Annotated in this window: 25 protein-coding genes and 1 tRNA gene; 10 read left to right on the top strand and 16 right to left on the bottom strand. The window is 56.0% G+C overall.

Annotated elements, in window-relative coordinates:
- Nucleotides 1-89 precede the first annotated feature (89 nt).
- The 5 genes from CCASEI_RS06980 (at nt 90) to CCASEI_RS06960 (ending at nt 3343) form a co-directional block, all read left to right on the top strand.
- The gene (locus CCASEI_RS06980) at nt 90-1241 is read left to right on the top strand and encodes a bifunctional alpha/beta hydrolase/OsmC family protein (protein WP_006823646.1); all 1152 of its coding nucleotides are present in this window, start codon (nt 90-92) and stop codon (nt 1239-1241) included.
- Between the two features lie 4 nt (nt 1242-1245).
- Complete coding sequence (locus CCASEI_RS06975; protein ID WP_006823645.1) at nt 1246-1680, top strand: YchJ family protein; 435 nt, start codon at nt 1246-1248, stop codon at nt 1678-1680.
- A gap of 83 nt (nt 1681-1763) precedes the next feature.
- Nucleotides 1764-1837, top strand: a tRNA-Pro gene (locus CCASEI_RS06970).
- 150 nt (nt 1838-1987) lie between these two features.
- Complete coding sequence (locus tag CCASEI_RS06965; protein ID WP_006823644.1) at nt 1988-2530, top strand: hypothetical protein; 543 nt, start codon at nt 1988-1990, stop codon at nt 2528-2530.
- 255 nt (nt 2531-2785) lie between these two features.
- Nucleotides 2786-3343: a hypothetical protein gene (locus CCASEI_RS06960; RefSeq protein ID WP_025387524.1), complete on the top strand. Its 558-nt coding sequence runs from the start codon at nt 2786-2788 to the stop codon at nt 3341-3343.
- A 122-nt stretch (nt 3344-3465) separates the two neighbouring features.
- On the opposite strand, the gene CCASEI_RS06955 is transcribed toward CCASEI_RS06960, so the two are convergent.
- On the bottom strand, nt 3466-3666 hold the full coding sequence (locus CCASEI_RS06955; protein ID WP_006823642.1) for an Rv0909 family putative TA system antitoxin: 201 nt from the start codon (nt 3664-3666) through the stop codon (nt 3466-3468).
- A 469-nt stretch (nt 3667-4135) separates the two neighbouring features.
- Between CCASEI_RS06955 and CCASEI_RS06950 the strand changes: the two genes are divergently transcribed.
- Nucleotides 4136-5386, top strand: a complete 1251-nt coding sequence (locus CCASEI_RS06950) for an SLC5/6 family protein (RefSeq protein ID WP_038575040.1) — start codon at nt 4136-4138, stop codon at nt 5384-5386.
- Nucleotides 5383-6576, top strand: a complete 1194-nt coding sequence (locus CCASEI_RS06945; protein ID WP_025387522.1) for a site-specific DNA-methyltransferase — start codon at nt 5383-5385, stop codon at nt 6574-6576. The genes CCASEI_RS06950 and CCASEI_RS06945 overlap by 4 nt, the downstream gene beginning before the upstream one ends.
- Before the next feature lie 12 nt (nt 6577-6588).
- On the opposite strand, the gene CCASEI_RS06940 is transcribed toward CCASEI_RS06945, so the two are convergent.
- The 3 genes from CCASEI_RS06940 to CCASEI_RS06930 are packed head-to-tail and all read right to left on the bottom strand — an operon-like array spanning nt 6589 to nt 10927.
- The gene (locus tag CCASEI_RS06940; protein WP_025387521.1) at nt 6589-7680 is read right to left on the bottom strand and encodes an alpha/beta hydrolase family esterase; all 1092 of its coding nucleotides are present in this window, start codon (nt 7678-7680) and stop codon (nt 6589-6591) included.
- A 53-nt stretch (nt 7681-7733) separates the two neighbouring features.
- On the bottom strand, nt 7734-9482 hold the full coding sequence (locus tag CCASEI_RS06935) for an ABC transporter ATP-binding protein (protein WP_006823638.1): 1749 nt from the start codon (nt 9480-9482) through the stop codon (nt 7734-7736).
- 2 nt (nt 9483-9484) lie between these two features.
- Nucleotides 9485-10927 (bottom strand): ABC transporter transmembrane domain-containing protein, encoded by a 1443-nt coding sequence (locus CCASEI_RS06930; protein WP_050808144.1) that lies wholly within the window; start codon nt 10925-10927, stop codon nt 9485-9487.
- 35 nt (nt 10928-10962) lie between these two features.
- Between CCASEI_RS06930 and CCASEI_RS06925 the strand changes: the two genes are divergently transcribed.
- From CCASEI_RS06925 to CCASEI_RS06915, 3 genes are read left to right on the top strand one after another with little or no spacing between them, the layout of a single operon-like run.
- Nucleotides 10963-11769, top strand: coding sequence for a class I SAM-dependent methyltransferase (locus CCASEI_RS06925; RefSeq protein WP_006823636.1), 807 nt, complete (start codon nt 10963-10965; stop codon nt 11767-11769).
- A 38-nt stretch (nt 11770-11807) separates the two neighbouring features.
- The gene (locus CCASEI_RS06920) at nt 11808-12305 is read left to right on the top strand and encodes a YbjN domain-containing protein (protein ID WP_006823635.1); all 498 of its coding nucleotides are present in this window, start codon (nt 11808-11810) and stop codon (nt 12303-12305) included.
- A complete protein-coding gene (locus tag CCASEI_RS06915; protein ID WP_006823634.1) occupies nt 12298-12789 on the top strand; it encodes a hypothetical protein in 492 nt (163 codons plus the stop codon). Before CCASEI_RS06920 ends, CCASEI_RS06915 begins: the two co-directional genes overlap by 8 nt.
- 69 nt (nt 12790-12858) lie before the next feature.
- Here the strand turns inward: CCASEI_RS06915 and CCASEI_RS06910 are convergent, their stop codons facing one another.
- The 12 genes from CCASEI_RS06910 to ruvX all read right to left on the bottom strand — a co-directional run bounded on the left by CCASEI_RS06910 (nt 12859) and on the right by ruvX (nt 23301).
- Entirely contained in the window at nt 12859-13713 is an 855-nt protein-coding gene (locus tag CCASEI_RS06910; RefSeq protein WP_006823633.1) for a PPK2 family polyphosphate kinase, read from the bottom strand.
- A 96-nt stretch (nt 13714-13809) separates the two neighbouring features.
- On the bottom strand, nt 13810-14442 hold the full coding sequence (gene nusB / locus CCASEI_RS06905; protein ID WP_035095924.1) for a transcription antitermination factor NusB: 633 nt from the start codon (nt 14440-14442) through the stop codon (nt 13810-13812).
- A gap of 68 nt (nt 14443-14510) precedes the next feature.
- Nucleotides 14511-15074 (bottom strand): elongation factor P, encoded by a 564-nt coding sequence (gene efp / locus CCASEI_RS06900; RefSeq protein WP_006823631.1) that lies wholly within the window; start codon nt 15072-15074, stop codon nt 14511-14513.
- Nucleotides 15075-15196: 122 nt separating this feature from the next.
- On the bottom strand, nt 15197-16288 hold the full coding sequence (locus CCASEI_RS06895; protein WP_006823630.1) for a M24 family metallopeptidase: 1092 nt from the start codon (nt 16286-16288) through the stop codon (nt 15197-15199).
- 107 nt (nt 16289-16395) lie between these two features.
- On the bottom strand, nt 16396-16845 hold the full coding sequence (gene aroQ / locus CCASEI_RS06890; RefSeq protein WP_006823629.1) for a type II 3-dehydroquinate dehydratase: 450 nt from the start codon (nt 16843-16845) through the stop codon (nt 16396-16398).
- 22 nt (nt 16846-16867) lie between these two features.
- The gene (aroB, locus tag CCASEI_RS06885) at nt 16868-17977 is read right to left on the bottom strand and encodes a 3-dehydroquinate synthase (protein WP_006823628.1); all 1110 of its coding nucleotides are present in this window, start codon (nt 17975-17977) and stop codon (nt 16868-16870) included.
- A 69-nt stretch (nt 17978-18046) separates the two neighbouring features.
- Nucleotides 18047-18592 (bottom strand): shikimate kinase, encoded by a 546-nt coding sequence (locus CCASEI_RS06880; protein WP_035095922.1) that lies wholly within the window; start codon nt 18590-18592, stop codon nt 18047-18049.
- Nucleotides 18593-18597: 5 nt separating this feature from the next.
- A complete protein-coding gene (gene aroC / locus CCASEI_RS06875; RefSeq protein ID WP_181443307.1) occupies nt 18598-19818 on the bottom strand; it encodes a chorismate synthase in 1221 nt (406 codons plus the stop codon).
- 59 nt (nt 19819-19877) lie between these two features.
- Nucleotides 19878-20330 (bottom strand): prepilin peptidase, encoded by a 453-nt coding sequence (locus tag CCASEI_RS06870; RefSeq protein WP_006823625.1) that lies wholly within the window; start codon nt 20328-20330, stop codon nt 19878-19880.
- A 79-nt stretch (nt 20331-20409) separates the two neighbouring features.
- Entirely contained in the window at nt 20410-21270 is an 861-nt protein-coding gene (locus CCASEI_RS06865) for a shikimate dehydrogenase (RefSeq protein WP_006823624.1), read from the bottom strand.
- Nucleotides 21271-21352: 82 nt separating this feature from the next.
- Nucleotides 21353-22510 carry an endolytic transglycosylase MltG gene (gene mltG, locus CCASEI_RS06860; protein WP_025387519.1) on the bottom strand — a complete coding sequence of 386 codons (1158 nt, stop codon included), beginning with the start codon at nt 22508-22510 and terminating at the stop codon, nt 21353-21355.
- A 227-nt stretch (nt 22511-22737) separates the two neighbouring features.
- Nucleotides 22738-23301, bottom strand: coding sequence for a Holliday junction resolvase RuvX (gene ruvX / locus CCASEI_RS06855; protein WP_006823622.1), 564 nt, complete (start codon nt 23299-23301; stop codon nt 22738-22740).
- Nucleotides 23302-23307 lie beyond the last annotated feature (6 nt).

The following is a 23307-nucleotide window of genomic DNA, read 5'->3' as shown; positions in this document are numbered from 1 at the left end:
CCATCTCCCTATAGCGGTTCTTGTGATTTATATTGACTGTAGCAGGCCAAGCTAACCCCACAGACACCTATCCCGTTATTGTATGTGTCATGCAATCCGTGAATGTCACGTTTCCATCGTCGACCGGTATCAACATCGCCGGCACCATTGACTTTCCTGACTCTCCGCCCAAAGCGTACGCAATCTTTGCGCACTGTTTTGCTGGCCACCGCCACACTCCCGGTGCGGCGCGTGTCTGTAAACAGCTGACGAATTTTGGCATTGCCGCTTTGCGCTTTGATTTTCCGGGCCTAGGCCAGTCCGAGGGGGACTTTGCCGAGACCTCGTTTAGTGAGAACGTCGCTGACCTCAAGGCGGCCGCGGACTGGTTGGGCCAGGAGTACAACGCCCCGCAGTTGCTCATTGGGCATTCGCTCGGCGGCGCGGCGGCCTTAGCTGCCGCAGGCTCCATTGATTCGGTCAATGCTGTCGCAACCATCGGCGCTCCTTTTGATCCCGCGCACTCGGTGCTGCACTATGCCGACAAGATTGGCGAAGTGGACAAGCACGGCTCGGTAGAGGTTGTCCTGGGCGGGCGCCGTCTGACCATCTCTCGCCACTTCCTGGAGGACCTCGCGGATACTAATCCGGAGGATTACCTGCACCATATGCGCAAACCGTTGATGCTGGTGCACTCCCCAATTGATCAGACCGTGGGCATTGACAATGCGCAGAGCATCTTCCGCGTTACCCGCTACCCCAAGTCATTGGTGGCACTGGACAAGGCTGATCACTTGGTGACCAAGCAGGGTGCCGCGCAGCGCGCCGCCGATCTGATTGGCGCGTGGGCTGAGCAGTACATCGAGCCAGACCACACTCCTGAGGCGGTCGGTCCGGAAGCCGCCGTATCGCATCTGGCAACCGGCACCCGCTACGGCGTGGTGGTGCGCAACAATGACCGCTCCATTTCCACGGACCGTTCCAAGGCCGATGGTGGCCGCGGCAAGGGCCACACGGCGGAGGGGTTGCTCATGTCAGCACTGGCTTCAGGCACGGCACAAGCGGTCAAGGCTGCAGCCAAGGGCATGAAGCTTGACGATGTCAACGTCACCGTAACCCACATCCACGAAGCCACTTTCGAGCGCCGCGTCGACCTAGTGGGTCAACTCAGCGCCAGTGAAAAGTCCACCCTTCTTGCAGCGGGCAAGGACGCGGAGATTGTCTCCTTGATTTCTTCCGCGCACATCGTGGATGTGTTTTAGCTCCATGGATATTCTCAACCCACTTCCTGCCGATGTCCGTTGCCCGTGCGGCACCGGGCTGACGTTTGGCGAGTGCTGCAAGAAGTACCATGACGGCGCGCCCGCCCCCACGGCGGAAACACTCATGCGCTCACGCTTTAGTGCCTTTGTCACCGGCGATGAGGCTTACTTGCTAGGCACCTGGGATCCTGACACTCGGCCGGGTTCGCTCAATCTTGCTGAGTCCTTCGCCGCCGATTCCGGCATCCGTTTCTACCGCTTGGATATCATTGACACCGCTGCCGGCTCGCCGCTCGATGACACCGGCATGGTCGAGTTTGAAGCCTTCTACAAGGGCGCCGCTAAAGGCTCTCAGCGTGAGCGTTCAAGCTTCCGCCGCATGCAGCTTCGCGATGACCACCCGCGTGAATGGGTCTACTCCACCGGCGACGTCAGCTAAGATTTTCCCAAACTCCAGCCCTATTTTTCGGTTCCAAATACCAATGATGTAACCTATCTTCATCGGCCACAACGAGCCGATGGCGGACTATGGCGCAGCTTGGTAGCGCACTACACTGGGGGTGTAGGGGTCGCAGGTTCAAATCCTGTTAGTCCGACAGAATTCCGCAGTCGATTCGTAGCTAACACTATGAGTCGACTGTCTGCTTTGACGCCAGAATTTCCCGTTCGAGTGCAGTGAGTTCGAAAACGGGGATCGCTCCCCGCTTCCTAGTCATGCGCAGTTGTTTAGAGCTAATTTCTAGCTCATGAAGACCCTTACTATCGCTATCATTTCCACGGTCGCAATCGCCGCAGTGGCCATCACCATTACGATATTCGCACTAGGAAAAGCCCCCTTCGTTATCTCCTTCGTTCAAGAACAGGAAGCTCAAGCTCATGTCTCCGAGCAAACAAAGCCTGAAGAATCCAAGTTCGACCGACTCAAACGGCTAGATTCCTTATCGAGAGAATTGCAAATAAATTCTGGGGTTCTACATGAACCAGAGCTTGACAAAGCTGCACACAAGCACTTGGAGAGAGCAATGTCTGGGCAAGTAGATTGGCACACCGCTCCCGATAATGAAACCGACGAAGGTCAAGCAGCTGCGATAGGCCACGAAGGACAAAGTCATGTCGGCTACAGCCGAAACTATTTGTCAGAGTTAGATGGCAACATCGAGCACCTTGAGAAAACAAAGGATGGAATTCCCAGTGAAATTATCGATTTCGGACTCGCGGTCGGCGCAGACTCTGAATACTATTATGTCGTAAACATTTACACCTTTGACCTTGAACAACTACGTAAGTAGTACTCAAGTACTGCACAGACGCACCGTCACGATTATTAGCAGACACAATGCGAATCGCCCGATCAGAACACCTCTCACTCACACAGTGGATTACCCCGATTGGTTAACAGCAGGTTAAATTATTCTCTCCACGAATTCCCGTCCGCGGCCAATTCCCGCAGGTAAACAATACAAATATTCTTTGTATACAAATTAACCTGTCCGGAACCTTGGGGTTGCCTGAATACAACCTGGCCGAAACCTGTTACTTTCGTCTTGCTTATTGATCATGAGAAAACTCACTACTGCCCTCGTGTCCATGCCACGGCCGCTGCCCTGGCCCTATCCATCGCTCCAACCGCAGGCGCACAGTCCGCATTCTCCCTGTCCTCCAGCGGCAGCAAGCCTGCCCCATCTAGCCCAAAGAACCCAACCCCTAAGCCTGGCAATTCGACTGAAGGAAAGCGACAGTTACTTGAAAACTTCGTCGCCAGCAACATCAAAAAGGCAGGCGCAGAACGGTCAGCAGCGTATGACAAGATAGCAAGAGTGCACATCAAGTTGGCGCAGGAGGGGAAACTCGAATGGATTGACGTATCTGTTGACGACTATGAGAGCGCAATTGCTGGCGCACAGGTAGACGACCTATTTGTAACTGTTATCCGTTACGGCATTTCCTCACTTGATGGACTGGGCGAGGAATTCGATCCATCCGCTGAAGTCGAGCCAGCTCCTGCAGGAACAAAAGCAGGTGTCGCCACCGATGCTGATGACAGGTATGTTTGCCTAGCGATGGCAGCCACAATCATTCAGGACCAGCCAGAAGATTACTAATCAGTGGTCCCCGGAATCCCACTTCCGGGATTAGTGATTGAAAAAAGAGGCTGTGCCCCGCTCCGGTTATGGAGTGGGGCACAGCCTCTTTGGTGTGAAGCCGGAAGAGCTTGGTTTAGCTCTTAGCGGTCTTCTTCTTTGTTGTCGTCGTTGTTGGAGCCGAGGGCGCCGTCAATCTTGTCGCGCGCACCGTCTACCTTGTCGTGGTGCTCTTCGCCGACCTTGTCCTTGGCAAAGTCTTCTGCCTTGTCTAGGTGGTCATCAAGCTTGCCGTCCTGTGCAGCCTCGGCAGCCTTGTTCTTTGCATCGTCAAAAATACCCATGAATAACGCTCCTTAATACAAGTTTCGTTTAGCGCCCAAGGAATAGCCCTGTAGCTAATTGCCGCAGCAGCTTCATGCCTTGGCGTCTCGTGCACTTCCCCACGATAGAGACGTCAGAGGCATCGCGCCATGAAAAGTCGAGCAAAAATTGCTGAAAATTGCCTAAATCAGACACCCGTAATCTTTTTGTGACCTGCGTCCTATTTGCAAGATGGTGGCAATAGTTACCCTCGTAAAACCCCGATTGCAGTGGATCGATACCCAAGGTCTGCCATTGGCGGTGGTAGGGTCAACTAATCACGTTCAGTGGCCAGATATTACGAATTAATTTCATTGCAAATTAATCCAAAAATCAGACGGATCTTCACTGTGGCGGGCGCTCCCCAAACCTGCCGTGGTCGAAAATGAAGTCAGTCTGCTGGATCTTGAGAAGCACGTAGAAGAAAACTTCAAGGAGCACCCCACCCTCATGACGCAACCCGCGACTCAGCAGCAAAAGCCGTCTTCTGTCAATACCAACTGGGTGATATCCCTCTTCGGTACCGCTGTTGGCGCCGGCATCTTGTTCCTGCCCATCAACGCGGGCGGATTTGGTTTCTGGCCGCTGCTGATTGCCACGGTGCTCATCGGGCCCATGACATATCTCTCGCACCGGGCGCTATCGCGCATCATGTGTGCATCGCCAGTCGCAGGTGCGGACATCACAGGAGTGGTCACCAACTACTTTGGTGAGCGCGCCGGCACAGTAATTTCTGTGCTCTACTTCTTTGCCATCTACCCCATCGTGTTGATTTACGGTGTCTCAATTACCAACACGGTGGATAGCTTCATCGTCAATCAGCTTAATGGCCCGGAAATCTCACGCTGGCTGCTATCGCTGATTCTGGTCGGCGGCATGACTTTAGTCTTTGTGTTCAGCCAACGCCTGATGCTGATCATCACCCAAATTATTGTCTACCCACTCATCGTCTTCCTTGCAGCGGTGTCGCTGTACCTGATTCCACAGTGGGACTTTGAAAGCTTCTATAACGCAGAACTGAATACCGCTGGCATCTGGGCCATCGTCATGATTTTGCCGGTTCTGGTATTTTCCTTTAACCACTCTCCAGCGATTTCGCAGTTCTCTTTGGCCATGCAGCGCACCTGGGGCCGTCGCTCGACGGAGAATGCATCCAAGGTCTTGGCCATTACCGCCATCTTGCTCACCGTCTTCACCATGTTCTTCGTCTGGTCTTGCGCCCTGGCAGTCGGCGGCGACGGCCTAGCGGAAGCTCGCGAGCAAAACATCCCGGTCATGTCCTATATTGCGAACACCACTGGTGTGCCAATCATGGCGCTGTTGTCGCCGATCGTTGCCATCCTGGCCATTGTGTCTTCTTACTTCGGCCACGTGCTGGGGGCATCGGAAGGCGCGCGCTTTATCGTCGGCAAGATTGCACCAGGCTTTGCCAAGCGATCATCCTCCGCCACCATCACCAACCTGGTGTTCGCGTTTATCTTCCTCACCACGTGGGTGGCGGCCATCGCCAATCCATCGATTCTGTCGCTGATTGAATCCATCGGTGGTCCATTTATCGCTATGATTCTCTACATCATGCCGATGTACGCAATCTACAAAGTTCCAGCGCTTAAGCGTTTCCGCAACACCTGGACTGATTTGTTTGTCATCATTACTGGTATTGCCGCGATTTCCGCAACGATTGTAGGACTCTTTCTGTGACATCAAGCTTCGGGCTTCACTGGCCGGGCAAGCAAGAAGCGCTCGCCCTGGCTCATTCGCCCGCCCAAGCTACCGTTACACCTACCGCCGGCAACGTGCTGTATGCCGGTGACAATCTAGACGTGCTGAAAGTCCTGCGTGAGCACGCGCCCGGCAGCGTGGATGTCATCTACATTGACCCGCCGTACAACACTGGCCGAGATTTTGTTTACCGCGATAATTACCGCAACCGCCGCGAGCACAAGTCCACAGACCATGGCCAGTGGCATACGCAATGGCTGTCGATGATGGCGCCGCGCCTGCAATTGGCGTGGGACCTGCTGGCGCCGACGGGCCATATCTTTATCTCCATCGGCGAGGATGAAGCTGCGCATCTTCGCATGCTTGCCGATGAGCTCTTTGGCCAAGCCAATTTCGCCAACCAGTTCATCTGGAAGAAGGGCGGCACGGGTAAAAATGACTCGCGCTTCGCGGTCGCAGAGCATGAGTATGTGCTGGCTTATGCCAGATCGCCCGAGTCGCCGGGGTTTAATCTAGACCCACAGGGACATACCAGCACGAAATATAACTTCCGGGATGAGCACGGCGCCTATTCCCTGGTCCGGTTGGACTCAAAGACCTTGGGCTACCTGCCTTCGCTGGATTTCGCCATCACTAATGCCGATGGCAGACAGTACTGGCCGCACCAGCCCGAAGGTCAGACGCAGGTGGCGCGCTGGCGCTGGAGCCGCGAAAAGGTTGCTGAGAACTTTGACCAGCTCGTGTTTCGCCGTGGGTTTGTGTACACCAAGAACTATCGAAAAGCTGGTGCGCGGCCGCGCAGTATTCTCGACGGCGAGCGCTTTGGGGTCACCCGTGCGGGTCGCCGCGACGCCGAAACTGCGCTGGGAGTGGCTGGCATCTTCGATTTTCCCAAGCCGGTGCGGCTGGTGGAATACCTCATTGGCATTGGTGGGCCCAAAGATGGCCTAGTGTTGGACTTCTTTGCCGGTTCTGGCACGACGGCGCAGGCAGTCGCACAGCTAAATGCTGCCGATGGTGGAACGCGCCAAGTGCAGCTGATTCAGATTCCGGAGCCGACCATGGAAGACAGCGCCGCGTTTAAGGCAGGTTTTGAAACCATTGCTGACATCTGTTGGGCACGCATGCAGGCGGCTGGACTAGATGCCACCCGGGTTGATGCGAGCTAGCTTTCGCAGGCTCTAGCTTTCGCTGAGCTCGTTTTCTTCCATCGTGCCGGTTTCAACGGTTGCGGCCTCCTCCATGCCTGCTGGACGGCCCGGGATGCCAAAGAAGTCTAGAACCTTATCGGTGGCAAAGCCGTCGCCGACTTCGCTGTCTTTGTCATAGGTGCCGCCCGGCCACACGTGCTGACCGCCGCCAATCCGGATGTGCTGAACGGGGCGTTGGCACTGTTCCCACTGCACCAGCAAGGCGTTATTGGCTAGACGTTCGGTGCGCAGATTGCCCTCGCAGAGGTTGCGCTGAGCATCCATTGCGGCTACTTCCTGGACAGCAACATAGCGTTCCTTGTGGCGGGTTCCGCCGTAGTAGTCAACGACTGGGTCAAGGGTGCCGTGCATGTCCAGGCGTCCCACTGGCTCGCCCTTGCAGGAAGCGTGGATGGCTTGGTAATAAGCCGCGGAGACAGTGGCAACGGACTTGAAGATATTCGGAAGCTGACAACCCAAATAAGCCGCAAAGCCACCACCGTTGGACATGCCAGTGGCGAAGATGCGGTCATCATCCACGGCGTAGGTAGCACGCAGCGAGTCGACGATATCGCTAGCAAACTGCGTATCTTCTTCGCCCGTGGTTTTCGCGTAAGGCGCAGGCGCCCAGGCGCGTTCGACGCCAGAGGGATAGACCATGATGGCATCGGCAGCATTGAGCTCCGTGTAGCGCTGCATCATGCCAGCGGTTTCTTTCCATCCGTGGAAAGCTAGTACGACCGGCCACTTCTTACCAGGCTCGTAGTTTTCAGGCACGTGCAGGATAAAGCTGCGACCCGATGCAAGATTGGTGGTCTTAGACTCGCCCGGCTCAGGACCAACGAGTGGTGCCGACTTTGGCAGACCAAGGTTGCGGGTTTCGGAGGCGGCGTTTGCTTCGCTGCTTGGTGTGATGGTGTCTTCTCCCGACAGCGACGTGGTCTCCCCTTGAGAGGGAAGCTCAGAGCACGACACCAGCGCGGCGCCCATCAGAACCGCAGTTGCGCCGGCAACGAGGCGTTTGCCAAGACCCTGCGGGATAAAACTCCGTGCAACACGCCCGATGTAGCTGGTTGTGTGCACGTGCGTTCCTCGCATTCTCTTCTCAGTTATCTGTGTGGATTACCTGTTGGGGTCTATTCTCTACCACGCTGCCACGCAGTCCAAAGATGCCGGTAACGCCCTTCGGATTCTAGCAATTGCTCATGGGTTCCTCGCTCCACGACGCGACCATTGTCCATGACCAGGATCTCATCTGCGCGTGATGCTTGGTCCAGGCGGTGAGCCACCACCAATGCTGCGCGACCTCGGGTGAGTTCTTCAGCCGCATCCTGCAGCGCCTGCGCGCCTTGGGAACCGGCCTCGGCGGTGGCTTCATCCATCACCACGACCTTCGGGTCAAGAAGCAACATGCGGGCCAATGCCAACTGCTGTGCGGCCACAGGATCAAGCTGCAAGCCTTGTGCGCCGACTACGGTGTCGAGCCCGTCAACGAGGTGATCAAACCAGTCTGCATGCACGCGCTTGAGTACTGCGAGCATCTCCTCATCGGTCGCGTCCGGTTTGGCCAAGCTCAAGTCTTCACGCAGAGTTCCGGAAAAGACATGGACCTCTTGTGAGACTAGAGCGAGGCGAGCAACGCGTTCGGCATCGGATAGCGTGGTGACTTCTACACCGTCGACGGTGACGCTGCCCGAATCTGGAACACGAAGACCTGCCAGCAAAGCAGCGACTGTAGTCTTGCCAGCGCCAGACGCGCCCACCACGGCAACGGTTTCACCCGGTTTGATGGTGACAGAAACGTCTTCTACTGCCCAGCCCTCGCCATAGGAGAAGGAGACTTCACTAACCTCAACGTGTCCTTCCTTCGGTGGAGCACCTGCCGGTTTGGTGGGCTGCGGCGGGTTGATGACCACGCCCACGATACGAGCCAAGGAAGCATAGCCGGACTGAACGGTATCGAGAACGCGCATCAAACCCATCAGCGGGCCGCGCAGGCGAATAAGCATGAGCATCGCGGCGGTGACTGCACCCACAGTGAGCGATCCGGTCTGTACGGTAATGAAGCCGACGATCAGACCAACGGTAAGGAGCACGAACTCCACCGATGTCATCCACAGCTGCAGCACGAACATGGTGCGGCGAGCCGAATAACCGTGTTCAACTACGTCCCAGGACGCGGCATGGATGCGGTTGTGCATGTCTTTTTCCATGCCGAAGGCACGCACAGTGGCGCGCCCGCGGATAGCCTCCAGAACGCGTCGCGCACGGTCTGCCATGGAGGCGCGTTCCGCAGCATAACGGCCAGGTGCGACGCGAAGATAGCGTCTCGCGGCGATGACATAGATGGGTAGCGCTGCCACGACAACGAGCAGGAACTGCCAGTCCAGGGCAATGAGCGCCAGCGCGGTTGTGACGATGGCAAACCCGGAGTTCGCCAAAATCGGCACTGTTTCGGTGACTGCCGCGGAAAGCTCTGCGACATCATCGGTAGAACGCGACACCAGGTCGCCTGTGCCGGCGTCCTCCACGCGGTGCACGGGCAGGCCGAGGGCGGTGCCGACCATGTTTTCACGCAAATTGGCAATGACCCGCTCTGTTAGCCGCGACAGGACGAAGAAGCCCCAGGCGGAGAAGATCGCTGCCACCAGTGCCGCGATGACCAGCTCAATACTTATGCGGACAAGGCTTGTGCTGGCCTCAGAAATCACCACGTCCACGATGCGGCCCAACTGGATGGGGATCCAAATATTGGCTACCGCGCCAACGCCCAATAAAACGATAGAGAAAATGAACTGGCTTAAAGCGCCTGGAACCTGGCGCAGATGCCGGCCCAAAACCTTGCGGGTTTCTGGCCACGTGGCGGTTGGGAAACGCATGCTCATACTTACTTCGCCTCCATTTCCACGGCCTGCCAGGCGGGCGCATTGGTGTACACGATGGTTGGTTTATCCGCGCGCGCTGCCGCGACGCGTGTTGCAATCGTCTGCTCAGTAACCGAGTCCACCGCTGTGGTGGGGTCTTGCAAAATCAGAATGTCGGCATCGGCAGCAATCGCGCGCGCCAGTGCAACGCGTTGGCGCTGCCCACCAGAGAGGTGTCCACCGTTCTCCCCGACCTCGCGCTCGGGGCCACCGGGGATATCTTCCGCCGAAGCCACTTCCAGTGCCCACAACGCACGTTCACGATCTGGGTGCACGTTATCGAGCACTGAGCCTTCAAAAATATCCGCGCCGTGTGGAGCAACAATGCATTTATCCCGCGGCAAGTTCACCAGCTCTGCCGGTGGCGTCGAGGTCACCACGGTGATGCCGGGACGAAGAGCAGGCAGCGAAGGATGATCGTCGGTAAAGGAGGCATCGGCAAGCAAAAGCTCCTGGATACGCCGGCCAGATGCCTGCGCGGTTGCCCACCGCGAAGCGATATTCTTGCCCAACATTGTCATCGGCGTGATGATGAACTGCGTCAGACCCACCACCGTAATGAGCTCACCCACCGTCATCGTGCCATTGATAGCCATGAGACCCGACACGACGCTGACGATGATCACATAGAAAGCACCAGCCGTCTCCGTCACCGCGTTTAGCCGTGCCTGCGCGCCGTTGGCATCCACGGTCTTGTTATAAGCCGTATCGGAGACCAACTGGTAGCGCGAGCGCACCGTATCCACTGCTCCCAAACCTTTGAGAATACGCAAACCCTGAACCACATCTGTTGCTGTAGCTGAGGCCGCCGCCAACGCCCGTTGCCGCCTGCTAGACCGCTTGCGCAGCGGCGTTGCGGACTTGAGTGAAATCATGACCACAATCGGGCCACCGATAAGAACACCAATGCCCAGCGGAACATTGACCAAGGACACCATGATGGCGACATAAGTAATGGAGGTAATCTCCGCGACGGGGAAGACCGTCATCATCACCGCGTCGGAAACACGCTGCGTATCGGATGATGCAATGGAGAGCATCTCCCCCGCTGTGCGCTGCTTGCCAGCCATCCCTTTGGGATGCTGAATACGATCCGTAACCGTCATGCGCAAATCATGGCCGATCTCCAACGCGGCCCGGGTAAACATCGAGCGCGCGAACCAGCCCGCGGCAGCGTTGACGCAGAATGTCACCAGCAAAATAGCGACCCACAGCCACAGCGCCGACAAGCTTCCGATGGCAATCGCCCTGTCAATAGCTTTGCCAACGATGACCGGGGAGAGACCGTTACACACAAAACCGACGGACATTAAGATAGCGGCAGGCACAGTCAGCTTTTTGCGGGAAAATAGAGTCTTTATCAACCACCGAGGATCGCTTGCTTGTGGAAGAGCAGCCACGACCATCACCTCACGCACTATCTGTATTGTTCTTATTACTTATGACTTCCGAACCAACCCATCCTAGCCCAGGACATTATCCCAGCTACCGCCCGCCGTCGCGCCGGCAAGCACCGCGCTTTGCCACCATGGCGCACAAGGCGGCTGCGGCGGAAGCATTTCGCGATGGCGCGGATGTTTATGATGAAATTCGCCCCGAGTACCCACGTCTTATTGGGCATCTTGCACCCGGCAAAACTGCCGTTGATATTGGTGCCGGAACCGGCAAGCTTACTCTTAGTTTGCCGCATGACACAGTTTTAGCGTGTGATCCTTCCCCCGATATGGTACGTGTTCTCCAAGCGCACGGCATAAAATGCTGGCGGGCAACGGCTGAGCGTTTGAGTCTTGCCGATTCTTGCGTGGACGCTGCCTTTTGTGCCCAAGCTTGGCACTGGGTCGACGCCAAGGCTGCATGCCAGGAACTCGACCGCGTGGTACGTGCCGATGGCTCGGTGGTGTTGGTGTGGAACACCATCGACGTCCATTCCGATCCCTGGGTGCTGCGGCTAACCCGCATCATGCACTCAGGTGATATCTTGCGCCCCGACTTCACACCAGAAGTGCATTCACCCTGGACAATTGCTGAAGAACACCACGAGCACTGGAATCAGACGCTTCGCGTGGAACAGCTTCATACTTTGATGCACTCGCGTTCCTATTGGCTGCGAGCTACTGAGAAGAACCGCTCACGTATGACCGGCAACCTAAATTGGTACCTTTTTGAGCACATGGGCTTTCAACCTGGGCAAAAGATAGAAATCCCCTACCGAACGGACGCATTTGTGCTGAGCCGTTATGCTGGGTAGAGCGAAAATAATCAACAATAATCATAAGGACTGATGAAGTGAGCTCCGAAGAACCTAATATCGTTCCGGATACACCAGTCGAGGACGTCACTCTTGCACGAGTAGCCGAAATCTTTGACGACAAGCAGCTGGTCTACCGCCTCGAAGAGGTGGACACCCCCGACGGCGAGCAGGGCACCATCTTGCGCACCGGATTCTCCAACGCTGCAATCGCGATGCAGATCCGCGACAACACTTTGGTCATTGACTCCTTGTGGCGCGGCGCATTCCCAACCACTCAGGGTCCGCAGGTTCTGATGCTGACTAACCAGTGGAACCAAGACAACTTTGCACCAACGCTGCGTTTCTTTGACAGCAATGCAGAGGAGCTTGCGGTGTCAGCTTTCCGTGAGCTGCACGTCGGCGCTGGGGCTTCGCGCAACCAGCTTGATGCCTTCGTGATGACGACCATTGATGCCATCTTGGGTTCCTTTGAATGGATCGAACAAAAGCACCCTGAACTCGTGACCTGGGAGGGCGACCACAGCCATGACTAATTCTGACAACGCTAATACCGCAAATACCTTGCCACCTGTTGATATTGACCGTGTCATCAACGCGATGACCCAGTTTGATATCACGCTGGAGAAGGCTCAGGGCGCAGATTCTGTCGCTAGTGCCAACCTGAATGGCTTGGGCATCATGTTCGCAGTGCTGCCGTCCGTCATCATCGTGCGTGCCGATGTTGGCACCGATGCATCGTTTGCCAATGCTGATGCTGGCCTCTTCTTGGCTGCCGGCCAGATCAACACTGTGTCTTTCGGTGCCCGCGCAGTTATTACTGAGCACGAAGACCAGCTCATTGTTCGCACTGAGCGCGAATTCATGCACTTGGCCGGTATGAATGATGATCAGCTTGCGCAGTCCCTCAAGGTCGCCGTCGACGGCGTCTTGGCTGCCCAGGATGCTCTTGTTGCCGCCGCTGAGGAAATGGCGAAGCTTGGCTCCGAAACCGCCCAGGACGAAACCTCGCAGAACTAACTTTCTCGCTGATACAAAAGCACCCATCTCCTACCGCTACACGGCGGTCAGTGAGACGGGTGCTTTTTCTTACTTAGAGTCCAGAATCCTTTGGCGCTCTACCTCTGGATCGAACTTGGCTTCAGGCCAGGACAGGTCCATCTCCCGCAGCGCGCTGAGGATTAAGAACTTCAACGCCATGCGCGCGTACTTCTTATTATCCGATGGCAGGATGTACCACGGCGCGTAGTCTTCATCCGTGCGGTTGAAAGCATCAGCATAAGCCTTGGAATATTCATCCCAATGGGCGCGCTCGGTCACATCACCGTCATCATACTTCCAGAACTTCTTCGGATCCTCGACGCGCTCCAGCAGGTTTTCCACCTGGAAGTCCTTGGAGATGTGCAAGAAGACTTTGATGATCCGCACGTTGCGATCTGCTAATTCCTTTTCATACTCACGGATCGCTTCAAAGCGCCGATCAATCTCGTCCTCATCAACCCAGCTATGTACCCGCTGGATCACGACGTCTTCATAATGAGAGCGGTCAAAAGCCACAATCTGGCCTGGCAACGGATCGTGTTTGCGGATACGCCACAGGAAGTCATGCTCCATTTCTTCCTCCGTCGGCTTGCCAAATCCAACCGTGGTGGTGCCCTGCGGATCAAAGATTGAGAATACCGAGCGAACCGCGCCACCCTTGCCAGAGGTATCCATTCCCTGCAAAATTACCAGGATAGAAGACGCATCCTTGCCCAGCGAGCGGCCATTGGCAAACAGCAGCTCCTGCAGGTCACTGAGCTCATCATCATAGCGCTCAGCCTGCTTCTTCAAATCATCCTTGTCACCGTCAAACCCTGGGGTTGCCGTGGGATCATCATCCTCAAATTCGAACGGCTTCTGGATTCGCAGTTTCAGGGCATCTTTGACTTTGAATTTGCTCATTCTCCCCACTTTACTAATAAACAAAGACCGCCTGCCCGAAATCCACTAATGGATTAAGGCTAGGCGGTCAATACCGCGCGCGAGGCACTAGTGAATCTACTGATTCTCCCCTGGCTTCTCAGACATCTCAGACAACTCAGTATTCTCTGCCTCGGGAGCTGCCTCTGCGACTATTTCCTCAGCTACATCAGCAGCCTGGTCATCAGTCGAGTCTTCAGTCGCGTCGACGTCAGATTCGGCTTCATCTTCGCTGTCTTCAGCACTGATGTCCGCGTTCATCGGGTTGTCCTCTGAACGGAAATGTGCGACGTCGTCGAGGACAGCGTTGATGTACGGTGCGGCGGCATCAGTCGAGTATTCGCTGGCCAGTTCAACACCTTCGGTCACAGCCGTGGCTAGATCGATCTCTTCAGGGTTGAATAGCAGCTCCCAGACGGCGACGCGCATGATGGCACGGTCGACGGCAGGAATGCGGTGCAACTCCCAGTCCTCGGACAAGAAACGCTCAATGGTGGTGTCGATGGTGTCCAGCTCTTCAGCGACACCGGTGACAAGGACCTTGGTGTACTCCGCAATCGGAGCCACATCATGCTCATTTTCACGAGCCAGCTTGATGCGATCCTCAACGATGGCTACCGGGTCCACATCGCGGTTTTCTGCCTCATACATGATGTCGGCAGCGCGACGACGCGCACGGTACCGGGCACCGTGACGACGCGACTTCGGCACACGATTCGATGTTGCTTTGCCTTCAGCCTGTGCCACAGGCTCGGCGTTAGTGTTTTCTTCAGACACGATTAGTTGCTCACGCGGGACTGGTACTCGCCGGTGCGGGTATCAATCTTCAAAACGTTTCCGATTTCAATGAACAATGGAACCTGGATTTCAGCACCGGTCTCCAAAGTTGCTGGCTTGGTGCCACCGGAAGAACGGTCGCCCTGCAGACCTGGCTCGGTGTGCTCAACCTTGAGCTCCACAGAGATAGGAAGCTCTGCGAACAGTGCGTCACCCTCGTGGAAGGAAACCTGAACGCGCATATTTTCCTGCAGGAACTTCGCAGCCGGACCGAACTTGTCTGCAGACAGTTCAACCTGCTCGTAGTTGGTGTCATCCATGACGACATAAGAGGTGCCATCGTTGTACAGGTAGGTCATGTCACGACGATCAACGGTTGCGGTCTCAACCTTGGTGCCCGCACTCCAAGTCTTATCCGTGGTCTTGCCGGAAACAACATCCTTGAGCTTGCTGCGAACGAAAGCTGGGCCCTTGCCCGGCTTTACGTGCTGGAACTCAATAATCTGCTGGAGCTTGTTGTCAATTTTAAGAACAAGCCCGTTCTTGAAGTCGCTGGTATCTGCCACGAGATTCTCCTGTGATGGGTCGTGTAAAAGTACGGTCTATCATCCTACTACAGCCCCGTGTCCACACGTTACTGGACCGAGCCGGGCGCTTTAGAAATTAGAAGGTGCAATCTAGCCCACGGCTAGATAACACGCAATTCCTTAGAGGATGGGGTGATGACTTTTGGTGCGCCGGAAGTGATGATCAACGTGTCTTCAATGCGTACACCGCCCTTGCCAGGGATATAGATTCCAGGCTCGATGGTCAAGGTCATGTTTTCTTCCAAGTGGCCCTTGCCCGTGGATGCTGCAGATGGCCCTTCATGGACGTGCAGACCAATACCATGACCAGTGGAGTGCACGAAGCACTCGCCATAACCTGCATCTTCAATGACCTCGCGGCAAGCACGGTCGACGTCAACCAGCGCGGTGCCGGGCGTTGCAGCGGCCACGCCAGCAAGCTGCGACTTGAGCACCACGTTGTAGATTTCCTCAGCGAAATCGGTCAGCTCACCCATGACGAAAGTACGCGTCATATCGGAGTTGAAGCCGCGTAGGTGTGCGCCAAAGTCGATGGTGACTAGGTCGCCGGATTCGATAACGCGGTCATCGGCACCGTGGTGTGGCATTGCAGAGTTCGGGCCCGAAGCCACGATGGTATCGAAGCTAACGCGCTCAGAGCCTGCCTTGCGCATGCGGTATTCCAAATCAGCTGCAACCTGGCGCTCGGTACGCCCGATAGCAAGCTCCCCTGCCTCCAACATGTCTTCCAGGGCGTTATTTGCCAGCAGCGCAACATTCTCGAGCTGCTCCAGCTCGAAAGAGTCCTTAGTCTCACGCTGCTTTTCAATCACTCCTGAGACAGGAACCAACGTGACATCTTCGGGGCAAGCTTCCTCGAGCTTCTTAAACTGCTCAACGGAGACAAAAGAAGACTCGAAACCAACGCGCTGTGGCCCTTCAAGGTTCTCGAGCAAGTCTGCGCCGACATTGCGCTGGATAACAGCCTTGATGTCTGGAACTTCCTCAGCAATCTGGGTGACATAGCGACCATCGGTGGTCACAACGGCAGAAAGATCCTTGCGCAGCAACAACGCACCATTCGAGCCAGAAAAGCCAGTCAAGTAGCGCATGTGAGTCAAGTCAGTCACCAAAATTGCGTCGATACGCTGCGCGGCCAAGGTTGCCGCCAGTGCGCGGCGTCGATTGCTAAAGCGAGTATCTGCCAAACCCATACTTACTACTTATGTCCTTTACTCTCATGCCGCTACCTTCCGGGGTACGGAAAATAGCGGCGTGACCAAAATGTTTCTAGATGCGAATACTGTCCAAGCTTACCAGCCTAGGCGTTCTTTGGTGCCAAGTCTTGAGTGAAATATCCCAGCGCCGCAATGTAGCCATAAACACCCAGGCCAGCGACAACACCGATGGCCTTGTCAGAAAGGAAAGAGTGCTGGCGGAACTCCTCGCGCGCGTGCACATTGGAGATGTGAACTTCCACAAATCCCTTGCCGTCGGCGATTTCCGCCAGCGCATCACGCAGGGCAACTGAAGTGTGTGTAAAGGCGCCAGGGTTGATAATAACGGCGACGCCTTCATCGGCAGCAGCATGCACGGTATCGAGCAGCACGCCCTCGTGATTGGACTGCACGAAATCTAGCTCGATACCTGCCGCGTCCGCGTGGCTGCGCACCAGCTTCTCAATATCGGCAAGCGTGGTGGTGCCATAGATTTCTGGCTGGCGCTTACCCAGTCGGTTCAAGTTTGGTCCATTGACTACAACAATCTTCATGCTTGTTTAAACCTTTCGCTTCTTAATGTGTGGAAATCGCGTCATAAGCCACACGCAGTTCATCCATGCTTGGGCCTTCCAGGCGCGTGGTGCTTCCCACACCGGTCAACGCCACAAACCGGATGGTGCCGTGGCGGTTTTTCTTATCGCGAGTCATGGCTTGGTACAGCTCATCGAAATGGCCTGGCTCATAGGTTGTGGGCAGACCAATATTCGCCAAGATTCGCTCATGGCGCGCAACCAGCTCCGCGTCAATTAGGCCACGCGCGTGCGACAGCTGCGCGATAAACATCATGCCGACCGCGACTGCCTTGCCATGGCGCCAGCGGTAGTTTTCGCGCAGCTCCACAGCATGACCAAAAGTATGGCCGTAGTTCAGGGTTTCGCGCAGGCCCGCCTCTTTGAGGTCCTCGCCCACCACGGCTGCTTTGACCGCTACCGAACGCGCGATGAGCTCTGGCAAGAACCCGTCTGGGTCCACGCACGCCGCTGGGCCTTGCTCATAGCGCTCAATAATGACTGGGTCATGGATGAAGCCGGTCTTGATGATTTCGGCGGAGCCGGCAACGATTTCATCGGCAGGCAAGGTGCGAAGTCGCTCCAAGTCGATGAACACTGCCGAGGGCTCATGGAACGCGCCCACCAGGTTCTTACCCGCTGCGGTGTTAATACCAGTCTTGCCGCCAACGGCAGCATCAACCATGGCGAGCAACGTGGTGGGAACCTGAATGACCTTGATGCCACGCATCCAAGTGGCGGCCACAAAGCCCGCCATATCAGTCACTGCCCCGCCGCCAAGGCCAACAATGGCATCGGTGCGGGAGAAGTTCTCCTCGCCCAAACGATCCCACAGTGCGATCGGTGTTGCTACCTGCTTGCCGCCCTCTGCATCGGGGACTTCTTCAACGAAGACCTCCAACCCCTCTTCCCTGATGCGCGCAGCGAGCTGTGCTGCCGGTTCGGCGATGCTTGGCTGGTGCACCACCATAACCTTGTCAGCGCCGGTAGCTTTCGCATGCTTAGCGATGCCGACGTCAAGACCCTTGTCAATGACTACCTCATAGGGAGCTGGTCCATTGACTGCGATTGTGGTCCTTGAATTGCTTGCGGCTCCGGAGGTTGTGGAAGTCACTGACTGTGCCTTTCTCTAAATATGATGCGTTGGGCAGGCGTGGTTTCTTAAATCAACAATGGGGTTGTATCAGCACACCGTGTCGAGGAAGCCCAGGATATCCGCAACTACTTGTTGGGGGCTACGGCCATCGGTGCGAGCCCGGAAGTTGGCTACCTCACGGTAGTAAGGCTTGCGTGTTTCGATGAGGTCCCGGTAGTGCTCCACTGGATTATCCGCGGCGAGCACCGGGCGGGTGGACTCACGCGCAGTACGTCGTGCGCCTTCCTCAGCGGAGACATCAATGAGCACCACCACGTGATTTTCTAGCAACTGGCGCGTTGACTCAGTCAACACAGCACCACCACCAAGGGAAACCACGCCGTCAGATTGCAGCGCCTCTGCAACATGCTGGGCTTCAATATCACGGAATTTTGGCTCACCAAGGTCTGCGAAAACTTCACCGCAGGATTTACCTTCAGCTGCTTCAATGAGCTGATCAGAATCCACCAGTCCCACGTTCAGAGCACGCGATAGGCGCCTGCCGATGGTGGATTTACCAGCACCAGGAGGTCCCACGAGCACCACATGCGGGCGAGTCGCAGCAGTAGGCTGCGGAATAGAAGGAAGGGTCATGGTCACTAGTCCTGGTTAAATTCCATACGCTGTGCAACGTAGTCCTGGTAGGCAGCAATATTGCGCTTAGTTTCTTCAACGCTGTCGCCACCGAACTTATCCAGAACGGAACGGGCAAGCACCAAAGCAACCATTGCTTCGGCCACAACACCTGCTGCCGGCACAGCACAGACATCGGAGCGCTGGTGAATACCAGTCGCTGCTTCGCCAGTCGCCATGTCAACGGTTTTCAGGGCGCGCGGCACGGTGGAAATTGGCTTCATTGCCGCGCGAACGCGCAGCTGCTGACCATTGGTCATGCCGCCTTCCAAACCGCCAGCGCGGTTGGTCAGGCGATCCACGCCGTCTTCGGTGCGAACCATTTCATCATGAGCTTCTGATCCGCGGCGACGTGCTTCTTCAAAGCCATCACCGATCTCCACGCCCTTGATGGCCTGAATGCCCATCAACGCGGAGGCCAACTGTGCATCCAAACGGTCATCACCAGAGATGTGGGAGCCCAGGCCAATAGGCAGGCCATCAACCACAACTTCAACGATTCCGCCGAGGGTATCGCCCTGCTTCTTTGCCTTCTCAATCTCTGAGATCATGGATTCCTCAGCTGCCTTGTCAAAGGAGCGCACTGGGGATTCATCGATCGCGGTGATGTCTTCAAAGTGTGGGGCCGTGCCCTCATAGGTTTCAGATGGACCGATGGACAAAACGTGGGATAGGACCTCCACGCCAAGAGTCTCACGCAGGAAGCTACGCGCTACGGTTGCGGCTGCAACTCGCGCGGCGGTCTCACGGGCAGAAGAACGCTCCAGGATTGGGCGTGCTTCCGTGTGCCCGTACTTGATCATGCCAGCGAAGTCTGCGTGACCTGGACGTGGACGAGTCAGCGGTGCACCGCGACCCGATTCCATAGCTTTAACGTTTTCTGGATCATCCATGTCCAGCTTTTCTGCGGACATGATGGTGGTCCACTTTGGCCACTCAGTGTTGCCAATCATGATGGCGATTGGGCTGCCCAAGGTATAGCCATGACGAATACCGGTGAGTAGCGTCAACTCATCCGCCTCAAACTTCATGCGCGCACCGCGGCCATAGCCGAGTCGGCGACGAGCGAGCTGGAATGAAATTTCATCACGGTCAACGGGTACACCGGCCGGCATATGCTCAAGCATCGCAATGAGCGCCTGGCCGTGGGATTCCCCTGCAGTAGTCCAACGAAGCATGCCAACCATTATCACACGTGGGTAGGTGCAATGAACCATTTGCCTCCGGGTTTGATTCAGCACTCCCCCTACAGTGGTGTAAAAGTCACCATTGCCGTCGCCAAAAGCATGGCTGGCCCATTGGGTGGATCCGCAAACTTCTGTGGACTTTTTCGATTTCGCAGCCGCAACGGTATCCCCCAGACCAACGCGAGCAGTGCTGTAATCACCATGGCGACAAATATGTAGACGGCCCCAGAGACTAAGGCGATGGCGATGCCGAGTGGCAACGCAAGCTTGATGTCCCCGCCTCCAATGCCGTTGCCTTTGCTGAGCAAAGCGAGCAAGAAATACAGCAGCGGCCACGCAAATCCCCACAACCCGGAGAAATCCATGGACAGAATCGTCCAAGTCAGCATCACCGCACCGGCGGGAAGCGTCAGTGCATCAGGTAGTCGGCGCTGGCGGATATCAAAGTAAATCAGCGCTGCGGCCCATGCCACCGCCACGCCCGCGATGACGGTCAACAACCAAATATTCATGGACACACTCCCCCAAGTATGTTTTCAATTTCACGATGCGGCGCGAAACAGGCTTCCGACTTTAATGTCCATTTCTGGACTAGTACAGACGGTTAACGTTCTTGTCGCGCATGTAAATATTCAATGCCTCAAACATAGCCTCGCGTGGTGCTTCCTGGCCAGTGTATTGCTCAAACTGGCTGAAAGACTGGTACGCCAGCATGCGGTGTCCACCCACGGTTGGGTAGCCATCGGCTGCAGCATGCACGGTCAACGGGGTTGGCCATGGGTCATAAATGACGTCCAAGACAGGTGCATGCGCAAGCGCAAAGCTATGGTCTGCAATCGCCTCTGAGGGCACGGTGGAAATAATTACCTCACTGCGTTGTGCAATAGCTTCGATGTTGTCATCGTAAGTCACTGGCTCAATGGTCAGGCCAAGCTTTTCTGTCAGATGCTGAAGCTCACCACGGCGATCCGAGCGGTTGAGTAGGTCAATGTGCTTGATGCCACGCTGGGCCAGTGCCCACAAAGCAGGACGAGCCGTGCCGCCCGCACCAATAAGTAGTGCGCGGGGCTCAGTTTTCGAGGAATCCGTAATCCGCAATCCATCGGCGCGGCCCAGAAGCTCATTCAACGCACCTTGCACGCCTTCAGTGTCGGTGTTGTCTGCTTGCCAGCCTTCCTCGGTGCGTACCAAGGTATTTGCCGAGCCCATCAATCGTGCGCGCTCCGTCACTGTAGTGGCAAAGTTCAGAGCTGCGAATTTGCCCGGCATGGTCACTGAAAATCCACGGTAGTCCTCCTCGGCATCGGCAACAATGCTCGGCAAGGTGTCCGCATTGGCTTCAATCCGGGAATAGGACCAATCATCCAGACCTAGGGCCTTGTAGCCCGCAGAGTGCAGAATTGGGGACATTGAATGGGCAATCGGCTGACCCAAAACTGCGGCGCGTGGCATGGACTTTTAATGCTCCTTTGAGATGTGAGGAATACCCCGTGAAAGGTCTTCCTCATGCTTTCTTTAATTGCTTAGGACTACCCTACTGACGCTGGGTATCCAGGATGCCGGAATCAATAGCGCGGTCAACCTGCTCGAGGTGCTCCTCGAAGGTGTTGGTAAACACGGTAGTGCCTTGGTCATCAATGGTGACGAAGAACAGCCACTCACCATCCGCAGGGTTTTCCATTGCCTTGATTGCATCCTCCGAAGGAGATGCAATTGGAGTCTCTGGCAGACCATCCATGGCGTAGGTATTCCATGGAGTGACGTTGCCACGGTCTTCATCGGTAGTAGCAAGCTCAACATCTTCCAAGCCGTAGTTCACGGTGGAGTCGAACTCCAGACGCATCGGCGCATCCAGACGGTTAAGGATGACGCGAGCAACCTTATCGAACTCCCCAGCCGGAGCTTCACGTTCCACCAAAGACGCAGAAGTAAGCAGCTCATATGGAGTAATGCCGATTGCCGCTGCGCGATCCACAATGCCGGTCTCGTTGTACATGGAGGTAGAACGAGTAATCAGGTCAGTCAGAATTTCCTGCGCGCTCATGTTCGGGTCCAGGACGTACTGACCTGGAGCAATCAGACCTTCGATACGCTTCGGGTCATCACCGCGGGCACGGATTTCTTCCAATGCCCACTCCGGTGCACCAAGTTCTGCTGGGTCAACGGTCGCAGCGGTGTTTTCCAGATCCGCCTTGTTCACGCATTCGCCGTCGTTACAGGTCACGCCCTCAATCAATGAGTACACGCCATATCGGACATCACCGCCGAGGACATTAATGTCCATCAATGTGGAGCCGCCTTGAACTTCTAACATGTCCACGCGGTTTTCAGCGTCCAAGAGCGCTTCAACAGCGGAGCTAGCGCTCATCTGCCGCTGCAGACGGTAGAAACCCGGCTGGATATTGCCGGCATCAGAATTGCTTGCGGCGGCGGTCTGGAATGCGGCATCGGATTTCACAATATCGCGCTCTTCCAGTTCTGGTCCCAACTGAGAAATAGAGGAACCTTCTGGAATCTGGACTAGCTCGACAGTGCCGTTGCCTTCGCCCTCATAGTCATTGCCGTCTACTTCTCCGCCGCTGTTGCTGAGCACTCGCATGGCGATATAGATAACCGCACCAATGATCAGAACGAAGGAAGCGATGAGTACCGCGATACCGCGTTGGCGGCGCTTTACATGGACTGGTTCCATTGACTTGGCCAGTCGAGGTTCTTTGTGGCTCACTAAGGTCACGGCTCCTTGGGGGTCATTTCCACTTTGGCGTCCCTTTTGGTCACCAAAATGTTGCCATCAACATGTATTAACGCCACCACACTAGTCGCTGTATTCATGGTTAGCGAGCAGGCATACCGGTAAAACGTTACCTTTCTGAGATACCCCAGTTGTGAACCTGAAATTTATCTGAGAAATACCGGTATTTATTCGCCCGGTTCTTCGCCCGATTCGTTGCCCGTTTCATCGGCCAAGGCAGCGCTGCGCCCATCGATCCAGGACTGCAGAATCTCTACGGCCGCAGCCTGGTCAATAACAGAACGGCCCTTCTTCTCACTCACACCAGAGGCACGCAGCGCTGTGGTGGCAGCAACTGTGGTGAGCCGTTCATCGCCCATCCGGATAACGGGGGTGGGCTGCGGCGGAGTTGGGTCAGTTGCAAATGGTTTGGCCAAGCGACGCTTGAGGCGGAAAGCGATTTCCTTGGCGTGTTTGACGCTGGCGGAGCCATTGCCCTGCAAATCGCGCGGGAAACCCACGACGATTTCGATGATGCCGTATTCGGCAATAATTGCCAGCAGCCTATCGATGTCGCCCTGGTCCGCGTCTTTCAGACCGGTTTCGCGCGGCACGGTTTCCACTGGAGTGGCCAGACGGCCATCGCGGTCAGAGACCGCTACGCCAATGCGGACGGTGCCCACGTCCAAGCCGAGTCGACGGCCGGGACCTGGGTCATCCACGCCCGGAGTATCCGGTGAAACCTTTGCCATGATGTA

The sequence above is a fragment of the Corynebacterium casei LMG S-19264 genome, from assembly GCF_000550785.1.
Taxonomy (GTDB): Bacteria; Actinomycetota; Actinomycetes; order Mycobacteriales; family Mycobacteriaceae; genus Corynebacterium; species Corynebacterium casei.
Note: the sequence above shows the minus strand (reverse complement) of the source record. Positions and strands in the feature narration are given on the sequence as shown.